The sequence below is a fragment of the Streptosporangium sp. G11 genome, assembly GCF_051192615.1.
In the GTDB taxonomy this organism is placed as follows: domain Bacteria; phylum Actinomycetota; class Actinomycetes; order Streptosporangiales; family Streptosporangiaceae; genus Streptosporangium.
The window spans coordinates 132,575-146,443 of record NZ_JBPJUQ010000014.1 but is presented as its reverse complement, the minus strand read 5'-3'; the positions used below and the strand labels follow the sequence as shown (position 1 = coordinate 146,443).

The 13,869-nt window shown below is 72.2% G+C and carries 10 protein-coding genes; 4 read left to right on the top strand and 6 right to left on the bottom strand.

Going from position 1 to position 13,869, the window contains the following annotated elements:
* Positions 1-115: 115 nt before the first annotated feature.
* On the bottom strand, positions 116-2,137 hold the full coding sequence (locus ACSDR0_RS16770; RefSeq protein WP_435289734.1) for a HelD family protein: 2,022 nt from the start codon (positions 2,135-2,137) through the stop codon (positions 116-118).
* Between the two features lie 137 nt (positions 2,138-2,274).
* Here ACSDR0_RS16770 and ACSDR0_RS16765 point away from each other — a divergent pair, with 137 nt between their 5' ends.
* Positions 2,275-2,583, top strand: coding sequence for a hypothetical protein (locus tag ACSDR0_RS16765; RefSeq protein ID WP_435289733.1), 309 nt, complete (start codon positions 2,275-2,277; stop codon positions 2,581-2,583).
* Between the two features lie 188 nt (positions 2,584-2,771).
* On the opposite strand, the gene ACSDR0_RS16760 is transcribed toward ACSDR0_RS16765, so the two are convergent.
* The 3 genes from ACSDR0_RS16760 to ACSDR0_RS16750 form a co-directional block, all read right to left on the bottom strand.
* Positions 2,772-4,418, bottom strand: coding sequence for a DNA repair helicase XPB (locus ACSDR0_RS16760; protein ID WP_435289732.1), 1,647 nt, complete (start codon positions 4,416-4,418; stop codon positions 2,772-2,774).
* A 236-nt stretch (positions 4,419-4,654) separates the two neighbouring features.
* Complete coding sequence (locus ACSDR0_RS16755; RefSeq protein WP_435289731.1) at positions 4,655-5,215, bottom strand: DUF4190 domain-containing protein; 561 nt, start codon at positions 5,213-5,215, stop codon at positions 4,655-4,657.
* A gap of 287 nt (positions 5,216-5,502) precedes the next feature.
* Positions 5,503-7,935: a helicase-associated domain-containing protein gene (locus tag ACSDR0_RS16750; protein ID WP_435289730.1), complete on the bottom strand. Its 2,433-nt coding sequence runs from the start codon at positions 7,933-7,935 to the stop codon at positions 5,503-5,505.
* 145 nt (positions 7,936-8,080) lie between these two features.
* Here ACSDR0_RS16750 and ACSDR0_RS16745 point away from each other — a divergent pair, with 145 nt between their 5' ends.
* On the top strand, positions 8,081-9,931 hold the full coding sequence (locus ACSDR0_RS16745; protein ID WP_435289729.1) for a hypothetical protein: 1,851 nt from the start codon (positions 8,081-8,083) through the stop codon (positions 9,929-9,931).
* Positions 9,932-9,974: 43 nt separating this feature from the next.
* Here the strand turns inward: ACSDR0_RS16745 and ACSDR0_RS16740 are convergent, their stop codons facing one another.
* Positions 9,975-10,598 (bottom strand): TetR/AcrR family transcriptional regulator, encoded by a 624-nt coding sequence (locus ACSDR0_RS16740; protein ID WP_435289728.1) that lies wholly within the window; start codon positions 10,596-10,598, stop codon positions 9,975-9,977.
* A 379-nt stretch (positions 10,599-10,977) separates the two neighbouring features.
* On the opposite strand from ACSDR0_RS16740, the gene ACSDR0_RS16735 reads away from it, so the two are divergent.
* Together ACSDR0_RS16735 and ACSDR0_RS16730 are read left to right on the top strand one after the other, a co-directional pair.
* The gene (locus tag ACSDR0_RS16735) at positions 10,978-11,607 is read left to right on the top strand and encodes an HAD family hydrolase (RefSeq protein ID WP_435289727.1); all 630 of its coding nucleotides are present in this window, start codon (positions 10,978-10,980) and stop codon (positions 11,605-11,607) included.
* A gap of 90 nt (positions 11,608-11,697) precedes the next feature.
* The gene (locus ACSDR0_RS16730; protein ID WP_435289726.1) at positions 11,698-12,096 is read left to right on the top strand and encodes a cold-shock protein; all 399 of its coding nucleotides are present in this window, start codon (positions 11,698-11,700) and stop codon (positions 12,094-12,096) included.
* Positions 12,097-12,234: 138 nt separating this feature from the next.
* Here ACSDR0_RS16730 and ACSDR0_RS16725 read toward each other — a convergent pair whose 3' ends face one another.
* Positions 12,235-13,845, bottom strand: a complete 1,611-nt coding sequence (locus tag ACSDR0_RS16725; RefSeq protein WP_435289725.1) for an MFS transporter — start codon at positions 13,843-13,845, stop codon at positions 12,235-12,237.
* Between the last annotated feature and the right edge of the window lie 24 nt (positions 13,846-13,869).

Sequence of the window (13,869 nt, the reverse complement as noted above, 5' to 3'; positions counted from 1 at the left end):
GCCTCTTTTTGTCGTGTCTCCCCGTGTCTCCCTGCGTCTCCCCGTGTCCGTCACCGGGCTCCCCGCCCGGCCCCCGCTCCCGTCGCCGCGCGACGGCCGGTGCGCGGGCCCGAGGCTAGCCGAGCTGCGCGGGCAGCGGCCGGGAGTGCAGGACGGTCAGGGAGGTGACCGCGCGGGTCAGGACCACGTAGAGGCGGGCCAGGCCCCGGGGTTCCGCGTCGACGATGTCGGCGGGTTCGGCCACGATCACGTGGTCGTACTCCAGGCCCTTGGCCAGGGAGGCCGGGATGACCAGGAGACGGTGGTCCTCGACAGTGTCGGGGCTCAGTACCCGGTGCTCCAGGTGGGCCAGGGCCCCGGACGCGGCGCCCACCGAGGCGTCGGGGACGATGACGCCGATCGACCCCTCGCGGGCGAGCGCCTCCTCGGCGGCGCGGGCCAGCGACGCGGCCAGGTCGGGCGCCCGGCGCACCGACAGGGAGCCCGCGCCGGGCCGCAGTGACCGGGGGGCGGCCAGGTCGGGGGCGACGGAGGGCAGCAGCCTGGCCGCGTAGTCGAGGACCTCGCGGGGCACGCGGAAGCCGAGGGTCAGCTCGGTGACCGCGCCGCCCTCGAAGCCGAGATGGGTCAGGACCTCGGTCCAGGAGCGGGCGGACCAGGGCGTGGTGCCCTGCGCGAGGTCGCCGAGCACGGTGGCCGAGCCGGTGCGGCAGCGCCGCCCCAGGGCCCGCAGCTGCATGGCCGACAGGTCCTGGGCCTCGTCCACGACCAGGTGGCCCAGCGGGGTGGTCCGCTCGATCATGTCGGCCAGCTCGTCCATCAGCGCGCCGTCGGCCGCCGACCACTTGGCCGAGCGGAAGGACTTGGCGGGCTTCGCCCACAGCAGCAGCGACTGCTCCTCGGCCGTGAGGTCGTCCTTGGCGGCGGCGGCGAGGAAGGCGGGGTCGCTGAACAGCCGGTGGAGCACCTGCTGCGGGGTCAGCTTGGGCCAGACCAGGTCCACGAGCTGCTTGACCGGCTTGGACCTGGCCACCGCGTCCTGCACCCGGTCGTCGGGCGACTCGCCGCGCTGCTCCATCCGGACGAGCACCAGGTGGGCGAGGCGCTGGGCGAGCGTGGCGCGCCCCGGGCCGTAACGGGTGGTGCCGCGCAGCGCGGCGACGATCTCGCGGACCTCGTGGTCGGCCACCCGGTAGCGGTTGATCCCCTTGGTGAACAGCACGCCCTCGATGGGCTTGACGACGTGCATCCACAGGGCGCGCCCGAGCACGGGGACGATCCTGGCGTCGCCCTTGATCGTGCTCGTGGCGGGGTCCTCGGGGGTGGAGTGGTCACCGAGGATTCCGGCGGCCGTGGTCTGGTCGACCTTGACCTCGCCCAGGGCGGGGAGCACGGAGGAGATATAGGAGAGGAACGCCCGGTTCGGGCCGACGATCATCACCCCCGACCTGGCGAGCCGCTCGCGGTGGGTGAAGAGCAGGTAGGCCGCCCGGTGCAGGCCGACGGCGGTCTTCCCGGTGCCGGGGGCGCCCTGGACGCACACCGTCTGCCCCAGGTCGGAGCGGACGATCTCGTCCTGGTCGGGCTGGATCGTCGCGACGATGTCGCGCATCGGGCCCGAGCGCGGGCGCTCGATCTCCTCGGTGAGGATCCTGCTCTGGGCCAGGGCGGCACCGCCCTGGTCGAGGCGCTCGTCCTCGTAGGCGGTCAGGTCGCCGCCCCGGTAGCCGAACCTGCGGCGCAGGGCGACGCGCATCGGGTCGGACGGGCTGGCCTGGTAGAAGGCCCGCGAGACCGGGGCCCGCCAGTCGATGACCAGGGGGCGGCTGCTGTCGTCGTGGACGTGCCTGCGCCCGACGTAGACCGTACCGGGAAGGTCGTCTCCCGCCTGGCGGTCGAGGCGGCCGAAGAACAGGGGCGTGCCGGAGTGGTCGGCGAGCGCCTCGACGCGCTGGTCCAGCAGCGCCTGCAGGATCTGCTGGGAGACCCAGTCTCCGGCGGCGTCGGAGGAGAGGGAGCGGGCGTGCTCGCGCATCGCGCGAAGCGCCGCCCTGGAGGTGGCGAGGTGCTCGCGCTCGGCGGCGAGGATCCGGGCGGGGTCGTCGGTTATGTCGGGGGCCAATTGATGTGCGGGCACGCTGAAGCGCCTCCCATTCGGTAAACGGAGGTGGTGGTCATCGGGCAGCGAATCGACCAGCCTAGCGGCGGTCCCCCCGCGTCTCAAAAGGATTAACGGCGGACTGGGAGGCGGTGGCCGCGGGTACCCCAACGATCGTGCGGATCTCGCCTGTCATCCCGGTCGTCGCCACTCTTCTCCTGGCCGCGCTCTGGGGGTTTTCTGTGTTCGCGGGCTGGGGGTTCGAGGCCTTCTGTTCCGACCGCGGCTGCGCGGAGAGGCTGGGCGGGGTGGTCAGGCTGTCGTCCCTGTTCGCGGTGGTCGCGGCCTGCTGCACGGTGGGTGCCCTGCTGGCACCCAGGACGCGGAGCGATAAAAAACGTTTTACCGTTCTGATGGCCGCCGCGGTGACCGCCTGGGTGATCGCCGAGGGCATTCTCTTCGCCGGCGGCCTGATCATTCGGTAATCACCCTGACACCCTCCGTAATTCTCCGCTGAAATGGCGAAAAAGCGAGGCGAACATGGTGACTCCCACAGATCATGGGGGTATGTCGCCAGTGGCCTTGAGGCCTAGCGAGGGGGTGGTTTGTTTGTCGAAAGCCCGCGGGATTTCGTGGACCTGACACAAATTGACGACGTGTTCGCCATGTGGGGTCATTCTCCGGCGAGCACGTCGTCCGCGTCGATGATCTGATACGCGTACCCCTGCTCGGCCAGGAACCGCTGCCGGTGGGCGGCGAAATCCTGGTCCACCGTGTCACGGCTGACCACCGAGTAGAAGCGGGCCCCGCCTCCGTCGGCCTTCGGCCGCAACACCCGTCCCAGCCGCTGCGCCTCCTCCTGCCGCGACCCGAAGGTGCCCGACACCTGGATGGCCACCGCCGCCTCGGGCAGGTCGATGGAGAAGTTGGCGACCTTGGAGACGACCAGGACCTGGATCTCCTTGTCGCGGAACGCCTGGAAGAGCCGCTCCCGCTCCTTGATCTTCGTCTCGCCCTTGATCACCGGTGCGTTCAGGTGCTCGCCGAGCTCGTCGAGCTGGTCGATGTACTGCCCGATGACCAGCACCTGCTCGTCCAGGTGCCGCCGGACCAGCGCCTCGGTCACCCGCGTCTTGGACGGCGTGGTCGCGCAGAACCGGTAGCGCTCCTCGGACTCGGCCATCGCGTAGGCCAGCCGCTCCTCGTCGGTCAGCGTCACCCGCACCTCGACGCAGTCGGCCGGGGCGATCCAGCCCTGGTTCTCCATCTCCTTCCACGGCGCGTCGTACCGCTTGGGGCCGATCAGGGAGAACACGTCGCCCTCCCTGCCGTCCTCGCGCACGAGCGTCGCGGTCAGGCCCACCCGCCGCCTGGCCTGCAGGTCGGCGGTCATCCTGAAGATCGGCGCGGGCAGCAGGTGCACCTCGTCGTAGACGACCAGACCCCAGTCGCGGGCGTCGAACAGCTCCAGGTGCCGGTAGACGCCCTGCCTGCGGGTCGTCATCACCTGGTACGTGGCGATGGTGACGGGCCGGATCTCCTTCTTCGTGCCGCTGTACTCGCCGATCTCGTCCTCGGTCAGCGAGGTCCGCTTGAGCAGCTCCTGCTTCCACTGGTGCGCGGAGACCGTGTTGGTCACCAGGATCAGCGTCGTCGCCTTGGCCTGCGCCATCGCCGCCGCGCCCACGATGGTTTTGCCCGCCCCGCAGGGGAGCACGACCACGCCGGAGCCGCCGTGCCAGAACGCCTCGGCGGCCTCCCGCTGGTAGGTGCGCAGCTTCCAGCCGTCCTCGTTGAGCGCGATCGGGTGGTGCTCGCCGTCGACGTATCCGGCGAGGTCCTCGGCGGGCCAGCCCAGCTTGAGCAGGTGCTGCTTGATGTTGCCGCGCTCGCTCGGATGCACCGCCACGCCGTCGTCGCCCAGGCGCTCGCCCAGCAACGGCTGGATCTTCTTGGTGCGCAGCACCTCTTCCAGCACGGCCTTGTCGGTGCTGGTCAGGGCGAGCCCGTGGACGGGGTGCTTCTCCAGGCGGAGCCTGCCGTAGCGCGACATCGTCTCGGCGACGTCGACCAGCAGCGCGTGCGGCACGGGATAGCGGCTGTGGGCGATCAGCGCGTCGATCACCTGCTCGGCGTCGTGCCCGGCGGCCCGCGCGTTCCACAGCGCCAGGGGGGTGATCCGGTAGGTGTGCACGTGCTCGGGGGCGCGTTCCAGCTCAGCGAACGGGGCGATCGCCTTGCGGCACTCCCCGGCCCTCTCGTGATCGACTTCAAGAAGCAGGGTTTTGTCCGATTGGACGATCAATGGTCCGTCAGTCACAGACTTCTCCCTTGGTTACCGCAGGTTACGGCAGATCAGCTCATGGTCGCACTCGCGGACGCCCGCCGGATCGTCCCGCGTCCCGTGCTCCCTGTGTGCAACAGACGAAAGCGCCCGGGCAGTCCCGCCCGGCCCACCCGATCTCCCGCGCCCGTCGTCCGCACACCCGCCGCGTGCCCGGTCGTCGCCTGCCCGTCCGTCGCGCGTACAGCCCCGGCGGGCGGTCCCCGGCACGGTCAGGCGGGGCCGAAGGCGCCGTTGAGGCCGGCGACGATGAAGAAGGTCACGCCCAGGACGAGCAGCACGAAGTTGACGCCGATGCTGATCCAGGTCCACTTGAGCAGGTTTCTCGCGTTTCGCGGGTCGGTGTCGACCCTGCCCAGCGCGAGGCCCGACAGGATGGTGCCGACGAGGCCGCCGAGGCTCAGGAAGCAGCTCAGCGCGCACACGATGCTGATGACCAGGGCGACGATCGCGTGCGTCCTGACACCTTCGACGTTGTGGGGCGGCGGGGTGCCGTATCCCTGCGCGTAGGACTGCTCGCCGTAGCCCTGCCCGTAGCCCTGTCCGTAGCCCTGCCCGTAGTCCTGCCCGTAGTCCTGGCCGGGGTGGCCGTGCTGGCCGGGGGGCTGGCCGTAGGCCGGGGCCTGACCGTAGTCGGGCTGGTGACCCTGCTGGGTCTGCTCGTAGCCGTACGGCTGCCGTTCGTGACCCGGAGTCTGGCCGGGCCCCGTGGTGTAGGGGCTCTTCCAGTCGTCCGGGTTGGTGCTGGGGCCTTCGGAGTGACCGCTGCTCACTGGGGATCTCTCGCTTCTGTGGAGCTCAGAACGTCAACTGATATCACGATATGGGTCGTGAGCCGTGTGCCATGGGCGAATGGACTCGGTCGCATCCCGGCGGCTGGAAGCCCGGAGGGGGACCCTCGCGTCCCGGCGGGCGAGGTGACGAACGGCGCGCCGCCGCCGGGCCGTCGGCCGAGCCCGCGGCGGGCCCGTCCCGGAACCGAGAGTACCCCGTGGCCTCTCCCGGCACACCGTGGTCGGTACGGGCCTTCCCGATCCCCGAGTGACCCGCAGGGGGCATCTCAGGCGATGTCGGCTATGCCGGTGATGCGGTGCAGAGCGAAGCGGTGCACCGCCGCCCGCGTCTCGTCGTAGGCGGTGAGATAGCCGCCCTCCATCCGGGCGGGTTCGAGGATCCGGCTGGTGGCGTTGCCCTGGGAGTCGAGGTAGCCGATCCAGACCTGCGACCCCTGCCGGATGGCCTCGCGCAGGGCGGTGATCGTGGAGGTGGCGGGGGAGCGCGGCACCTCGCCGCCCGGGGCGGCCACCGGGGCGCGACGGGCCTGGTAAGCGGCGTCACCCGCGCGCACGGCGCGCACGGCGGCCGCCACCACGTCGGCCTCGTGGCCGCTGAACGTGACGGGGGAACGCCCCGCCGACGTGCCCTCGGTCCGGCGGACGTCGAGCTGGGTGATGATCACGTCACCGTCGAGCGACTCCGCCGCCGGGGCGTAACCCATCGCGCGCAGCGAGTCGACCAGCGCCGGCCGGGAGGACTGGGAGGCGATCACCGTGGGGGCGAGCCGCCGCAGCCGCAGCGGGGTCGCCCGCCTGTCGGCCATCACCTCGTCGAGCAGGGAGGAGTCGTCGCACCGCACGTACGCGCTCGCCGTGCCGACGCGCATCCGGCCGTGGCGCCTGGCCACGTCGGTGACCAGGTAACTGAGCGGCTGCGGCACGGGTGTGGTCGAGTGGCGCTCCAGAATGGCCAGCATCTCGTCGGCGCCCTGCCCGGCGTCCAGGGCCCGCCGGATCGACCGCTCGTCGAAGCGGTAGACCGTCGCGCCGCCGGTCGACTCCACCTCGGCCGCCACCGCCAGCCACCGCCTCAGGTCGCCGGTGAGCGGCCCGGGGGCGACCGCGGTCAGGTCGGCCTGGAGGAGCACGTGGTCGAGCGGCTCGGGCAGCAGCGGGAGCAGCAGGTGGGCGGCGGACACCGCACGGCCGCCCCCGGAACCACCGGGGCCGCCAGGACCGGCCGGGGCTCCGGAGCCGCCGGAGGGATCGGGGAGCAGGGCGCGACCGTGGCCCGCGAGCGCCCCGAGCCCGGTGACGCCGACCTGCTCGGCCTCGCGCAACGTGAACTCCACCAGCTGGTCGCGGTGGCCTCCGCGACGGCGGGGCTGCTCCCAGGCCAGGCGCTCGCGTACCGCGTCGAGGGTGGGCGCCACCCCCGGGGTCGAGGCGAGCATGCCCAGGGTCGTGGCGCGAACCTCTGCGGCGGCAGAGCGGCGCAGGTCGGGGTGGAGGGCGTTGAGGAGCCGGTCGCGCTCGTCGCGCTCACCGATGACCCCCGGCACCCGGTCCATGGTGAGCCAGGCCGTGGCCAGCACCACCCAGCGGTCTTCCGTGGCCTTCACCCGCCAGCCGTCGTAGGCGGGGGTGGGCATCCAGTCGCCGTCGACCGTGCCGCTCGCCGCGATCAGCCCCGCCGCGTACGACACCTCGATGATCAGGCCCGTCACCCACTCGGGCAGGTCGAGCAGGCCCGCGGTCCGCTTGAGGTCGCGCACGGCCAGGCCGCCGCTGCGGAGCACGCCGGGCGGGTCGGCGCTCCAGCGCTCGCACAGCTCCTCCACCGCGCGGGTGAACGTGAACGCCTGCCCGGCCGCCGTGCGGTCGGCGAGCCTCCGGTCGCGCTCGGTGCCCTCGGTCGCGGGCGGGAAGGGGGACAGGTCCCGGTGAACGCGGCCCCCGCGCAGGAACAGGGCGACCTCGCGGGGCAGCACCACGGTCTCCTCGCCGGTGGCGGCGAGCAGGGCCCGGGAGAGGAGCTGATCGATCGGCGACTGGGCGGTGGCGGCCCGCACCTCGCGGCGGGCGTTGGGCACCCGGCCGCTGGCCGGACCCCAGACCAGCTCGTTGAGGGCCGACCGCGCCTGCGGCGAGACCTCCTCGATCAGCCGTCCGACGATTTCCCCGTCGCCGAGCAGCGCGGCGAGGGTCTCCTTGGTGGCGCCCTCGGTCTCGGAACCCTCTCCCGCGACGTCCTGGACCAGCTCGGCCAGCCGCTCGGCGGGGTGGTGCCTGAACGCCTCCACGGCGGGCGGGCCGAGCCCGGCGGGAGCGTCGAGCACCTCCCGCACCCCCGGCGCGGTGGCCAGGGCGCGGTCGGGCCCGTAGATCAGGGCCATGGTGCGCAGCCGCTCGACCGTCTCCTTGAGGGCACCGGGAAACTCCGGATCGGCCGTTCCCGGAAGGGCGCGGGCCATCTGGGCGCGCAGCGACCGGTAGGCGACCGGGCCGGGGAGCACGACCAGCGTCTCCACGACCGCGAGCGCGAACCTGTCGAGGCGGTCGAGCGCCCTGCCCACCGCCGACGGGCTGCTCGCCCGCCCGGCCAGCCCCTCCAGATGCGCCGGAACGGGGGTGATGAGCTCGGGGCGCACGGAGACGAGGGCCCGCAACCGGTCATCGCTCCGGCCGCGCAGCCACTCGGTGAACTCCGTGCTCATTCCGCCAATGGTAGGAGGCTTAACCGACATCGCGCGGCCTGGGGGAATTCCGTGATCGCGGGAAGAGGGGCAATCGATCATGTGAGGGGCGGTGAATGGGGGAAGAAGCTCACGAGCGAGGCGATGTCGAGAGAGGATGGCCAGTGTGATCGAGCGTGCGGACCAGCTCGTCCTGGACTACGTCAGCAAGGCGGCCGACGCGGCCCACGGCGTGCTGCAGCCGAGGCAGCGAATCGACTTCGTCGCGGTGCTGCGCAGGCGGATCGACGCCGAGCGCGCGGGGACGGACGACCCGGCCGCCGTGGCGAGAGTCCTGGCCAGGTTCGGCGACCCCGCCGCGCTGGTCGACCGCGAGTTGCGCCGCCTGGGCAGGGAGGCGCCCTCCCGGTCTCCGGAGACTCCACCGGGGCGGCCCGAGCCGCGGGTCTTTGAGGAGACCTCCGAGAGTTCGCGGAGTTTTCTGGGCTCCCTGGGTTCGCGGGGCTTTTTGGGGTCGCGGGGTTCGCGTGGGGGTTCCGGCACGGTTCCCAGGCCCCGGGAGGATTCCGCGGGGATTCCCGGGGGCGCGGACCACCCCGCGGGCGCCGCAGGCCCTCCCCTGGTCGCCGTGCCCCTCGCCGCCCCCACCCCGGAAGGTCCCGTCCCTCCCGTCCCCGAGGACGCCACTCCGGCTCCGGAGGGTGCCGCCCCCACATCGGAGGACGCCGTTCCCGAGGACCCCGCCTCCACCCCGGAAGGCGCGGCCTCCGGCACGGAAGGACCCGGCCACGCGTCGGGTGCTCCCAAGGCCCGGGCCACGCCCGATCCCGGGGCGCCCACCCCTTCCCCCAGGTCCTCGTCCATGCCGGGCGAGGCGGGAACGACCGGCCGCGGCTCGTCGGCCGCCCGCGAGAATCCCTGGTCCCCGCCTCCCCGCCGACCGGTGCGGGGGCATCCGTACGCCTCGACGGGCGCTCATCCCGAGGCCGGCGAATCCGCGCCGGATCGCTCCGCGCCGGACCAGCCTGAGCCGCCGGACCGTTCTGAGCCGGACCACCCTGAGTCGGAGCGTTCCGAGCCGGACCGTCCGGGGGCGGGTGCGCGCGAGTCCTCCGCCTCGCGCGTGTCCGGATGGGCGGAGCGGATGTTCCCGGCTCGCCCGCGGTCGTCGTCGGCCGCCCCGGAAGACGACGAGCCCGACATCTCAGGCGTTAGCCGCCCGAGGAGCGAGGAGGACACCGCGGACGAGTGGGAGGACGCGGTGGAGAGCGACCCGCCGACCGAGGAGATCCCACCCGTACAGGACCCTCTCCCGCCGCCGGTGGAACGACCGGAAACACCGGAAACACCGGAAACACCGGAAACACCGGAAAAGCCGCGGGAGGCACAGGAGGCGGGGGAGAAGCGGGTGGAAACCCCCGAGGGAGACCGCCCGGAGGCGCCGCGTGGGCAGCCGGGAGACGCCGAGAGGCGTCCGGCGCTTCCGCCCGGGATGGCCAGGGGCATGCGGGAGGCCGAGGAGCGGCTGGCCAGGAAGCAGGCGCGTCGTCGGCCCGACTGGTTGCGCCGGCGACGCCCGGCCCGGTCGAGGGACGACGTCGTCCCCGGTACCCCGGACGCCCGGACGATCCTGCTGGGCCACCGGCGCGAGACGGTCGGCATGGTCCTGCTCGCCCTGGCCGGTCTGCTGATCCCCTTCCCGCTCGCCCCGATCGCGATCTTCAGGATCCCGGTGCTGGTCTGGGCCGTCGCGGTGCTCGTCGTGATCGCCTGCGAGAACTGGCACACCTCCGACAAGGCGCTCGGGCTGGCCGCCCCGATCGTGAGCTACAGCCTCGGCGGCGGCCTGGTCGCCCTCGTACGGGCCAGGAACGACCTCGGCACGGTGGTGGACGAGTTCTTCACTATCAGCGGGCTCATGTTCATGCTGGGGACGGCGTGGGCCGTCTTCTGGCTGGCCTACCGCCTGCTCAACCCCCCGGTCCCGGTGGGAAGGGGAATTCGTCGGCCCGGGTGACGTCGGTGGAGTCCTCCCGGGGGCCCGTCGTCCGCCGGATCTGTCAGCCGATGGCCTGGACCGCGGGCCGGGGCAGCAGGCCGAGGGCGAGGTGCACCCAGGAGGTGACGAAGCGGTCACGTTCCACGCGGCCCGGGGGCTCGCCCACGGTCTCCTCGAACAACTGGTACTGCACCACCGCCCCGCCGAGCACGGCGCCGATGGCGGGCCAGTCGGCGGTGGTCCCGGCATACTCGGGCTGGGCGCGGAACCACGTGGTGATCGCGTCGAACATGGGCTGCAACAGACCTTCGCGCACGGTCGCCACCAGCTCGGGAAACTGGCCCAGGTCACGGAAGAAGACGCGTGTCAGCTCCCTCTCCTCGCGGACCTTGGCCAGCCCCGCCCCGCACAGGCGGGCCAGCCGCTCCTCGATGCCGGTCGAGGTGTCGACGACGTCGAATTCGGCCAGGGTCTCGGCGATCTGTACCCGCGTCCTGGCGGCGTGCTCGTTCATCGCCGCGGCCAGCACCTCGTACTTGGACTTGAAGTGCCGGTAGAGGCCACCGGCGCCCGGTGACAGCCCGGAGGCGGCCTCGATCTCGGCCACCGAGGTTGCCGCGTAGCCGCGTTCGGCGAACAGGCGCAGGGCCTCGTCGATGATCCGCTCGCGCGTCGATCTGGTCATTCTCTGCCGATACCTCCTCCGTGACCTTATCCAGTGCCGCCCGCGTCGCATCGCACCGCACCGCACCGTGCCCGTCCCCCTTCCGGGCCGAGGGGCGGCGGGCCCGTCCGCGAGGCCGGGCTCACCGGCCGGGCCCCGGGTGACTCGCGGAGCGGCACGCGAGATGGCCCGCCGAGGGGGGCGCCGACCGCCCGGAGACCGGCCACCTGGAGAACGGGCGGGGAGGTATCAAGCCGCCTTCCGGATAAGCGAATCTTTTCGGGAAGGCTTCCACAGTGGAAGATCTCACGGACAACGATCTGATTAGCCATGTTTAGGGGGATTTGGCATTCTTTGAGGGCTTCACGGAGAATCCTCTTCGCGAAGCCGACAAGGAGCGGTGAGTGACCTGATGAACTCCGTGGGATTCGACCTCGATCTGACGCTTGCCGACACGCGCGCGGGCATCGCCGCCGTTTACGACGAGGTGGCGCTGCGTACCGGCGTCTTCATCGACAGTGTCGCCGTGGTGGCCAGGCTGGGACCGCCGCTGGAGTGGGAGCTGGCCAACTGGATGCCCGCCGCGGAGGTCCCCGCGGCCGCCGACGTCTACCGGGAGCTGTACCCGTCGATCGCCATCCCGGTCACCACCCTCATGCCCGGCGCGCGCGAGGCCGTCGAGGCCGTACGGCGGGCGGGGGGCAGGGTCGCCGTGGTGACGGGGAAGAACGCCCGCGACGCGGCGAGCACGGTCGAGTTCCTCGGCCTGGAAGTGGACGAGGTCGCCGGGTCGGTTTTCGGAGCCGCCAAGGGTCCGGCCCTCGCGGCTTTCGGCGCCGCCGCCTATGTTGGAGATCATGTCGCGGACATCGACGCGGCACGAGCGGGGGGAGTCGTCAGCGTGGCGGTGGCGACAGGTGTCTATCCGGCGGGAGAACTGCGTGATCACGGAGCCGATGTGATCCTGGGCGATCTGACTGAGTTCGTCGAATGGTTTGACGGCTGGCGAACCCCCGCCGCTCTCGTGTAATTCGGGCCCCAATACACGGTCGCTCTCAGCGCCCGCTGGGCATAACCTACATCCATTCCTTTTCACGACAGTCTGAACGAGGTCACCCCTGTGCCGAGTGGCAAGGTCAAGTGGTACGACGCCGACAAGGGATTCGGCTTCCTCACCCGCGACGACGGCGGTGAGGTCTTCGTGCATTCTTCCGCGCTACCCTCCGGCGTGGATTCCCTCAAGCCGGGCCAGAAGGTCGAATTCGGCGTGGCCGAAGGGCGCCGCGGCCAGCAGGCGCTCTCGGTCCGAGTGATCGACCAGCCCCCCACGCTCGCCAAGACCGCCAAGCCCAAGGGCAAGCGCAAGAAGCCCGACGAGATGGTCGTCATCGTGGAGGATCTGATCAAGCTCCTCGACACGGTCTCCACGTCGTACCAGAAGGGCAAGCAGCCCGAGGCCACGCACGCGAAGAAGATCGCTGCCGTGCTCCGGGCCGTCGCCGACGACCTGGACGACTGACCCCCCGCCGACCGGCCGTCGGCCCACAACCCCATGCCCGCGGTCCGCCGGTCGATCCGGCCTCACACCCGCCGATCAGCCCGTCCCGCGGCTCGGCCGCGGGTTCGGGTTCTCCTCGAACGTCCGGGGCCCTGCGGCTCAGCCGTGGGGGTTGGTGAGCGGTCTGGTCCGCTTCTCCGTCGGAGGATCCTCGTGGCGTACGACCGCGGTGGTCGTCCCGGCGGGTCTCGGCCTGGCCCGCTCCTCCGGCGCCTCGTCCCGCGAGGGCCGCTCCCCGTTCGTCGTGGGGTGCGGCCCGGACGGGGAGGGACGCGGGCCCCTGGAGGCCTCGACCCTGGCGTCCACCTCCCTGACCCGCCTGCGGCGGCGTACCAGCAACCAGCCGAGCGAGCCCGCCAGCACCGCGGCCATCACGGCCAGCCCCGCCGATCCGCTCGCGAACAGCGACAGCAGCAGCCCGATCAGGCCGCCCAGCACCCACGCGATCTGCAGGAAGGCCTCCACCACCCCGAACGTGGACGAGCGCACCTCCTCGCCGATCTCCCGCTGCACGATCGCGTCCAGCGCGAGCTTGCCCAGGCCCTGGGCGAACGCGGCCACCAGCGCGACCGCCACCGCGCTCCACAGCTGGAAGACGACGGCCGCCAGAATCGTGATCGCGGTCGTCAGGGCGAGCGTGCCCAGCACGATGACCTGCGGGGAGTGGTTGCGCACCCACGAGGCCACGGCCGTGCCCGCCAGCCCCCCGACCCCGGCGGCCACCGCCAGCACGCCGATGGCGACCATCGGCGGCAGACCGGGCAGGTTCTTGTCCTGGACGAGGAAGAGCAGGTAGAAGAGCAGGAATCCGGAGTAGAGGCGGATGGCCACGTTGGCGTGCATCGCCTCGGCCACCACCGGGCCCACGTTCAGCATCGTGCGCCAGCGGGGTGGCCGTTTCTCGCCCTCGTCGTCCAGCTCCTCCAGGTCGGGGGAGTCGACGTGGCGCGGGAGCCGTACGGCCAGCACGCCCTGGAGCAGGAAGAGCACCGTCGCCCCGCGCAGCACCCATTCGGCGCCCAGCCAGGCGCTGGTGCCCGCGCCGATCGGCACCGCGACACCCGCCGCGATCAGCGCGAACAGGGCGACCCGCGCGTTGGCCGTGACCAGCGCGATGTCGGCGGGCAGCACGTTCGGCATGATCGCCGCGCGGGAGACGTTGTAGGCCTTCGACAGCACCAGCACGGCCAGCGCCGCCGGGAAGATCGTGAACACGTCGCCGGGGGCGATGGCGGCCGCCATCGCGAAACAGAGCAGCCCGCGGCCGAAGAGGGTTCCGGCCATCACGAAACGCCGGCCGGAGCGGAACCGGTCGAGGACCGGTCCGACGAACGGCGCGACCACCACGAACGGGATCATCGTGATCAGCAGGTAGAGGGCGACCTGGCCGCGCGCCTCGTTCACCGGGAGCTTGAAGAGCGTCCCGGCCAGGGCCGCGGTGACCAGGGCGTCGCCCGCGCTGTGCGCGGCGGTCAGCTCGATCAGCTGGCCCAGCCCGGTGCGGCCCGCGCCCTGGGCGTGGGTCAGCCGCCGAGCGGCCCTGCCCGCTCGCTGGGTGCCGCTGACCGCGCCCCGGCCCGCCCGCGCCGTCGCCCGGCCCGTGCCACGGCCCGCCCGGCCGGCGGCCCGGCCCGCGGCGACAGCGGCCCCGCCGACCCGCCGGGAGGCATCGCCCACCGTCTTCCGCGCCCGTTCCCACCCAGCTGCCACGTATCCAGTCATACCCGAAGGGCG

Bases quoted from the DNA above. Each gene is read 5' to 3' on its own strand.
- ACSDR0_RS16750 (WP_435289730.1), bottom strand. From the start codon at position 7,935: ATGAGCACGGAGTTCACCGAGTGGCTGCGCGGCCGGAGCGATGACCGG.
- ACSDR0_RS16740 (WP_435289728.1), bottom strand. From the start codon at position 10,598: ATGACCAGATCGACGCGCGAGCGGATCATCGACGAGGCCCTGCGCCTG.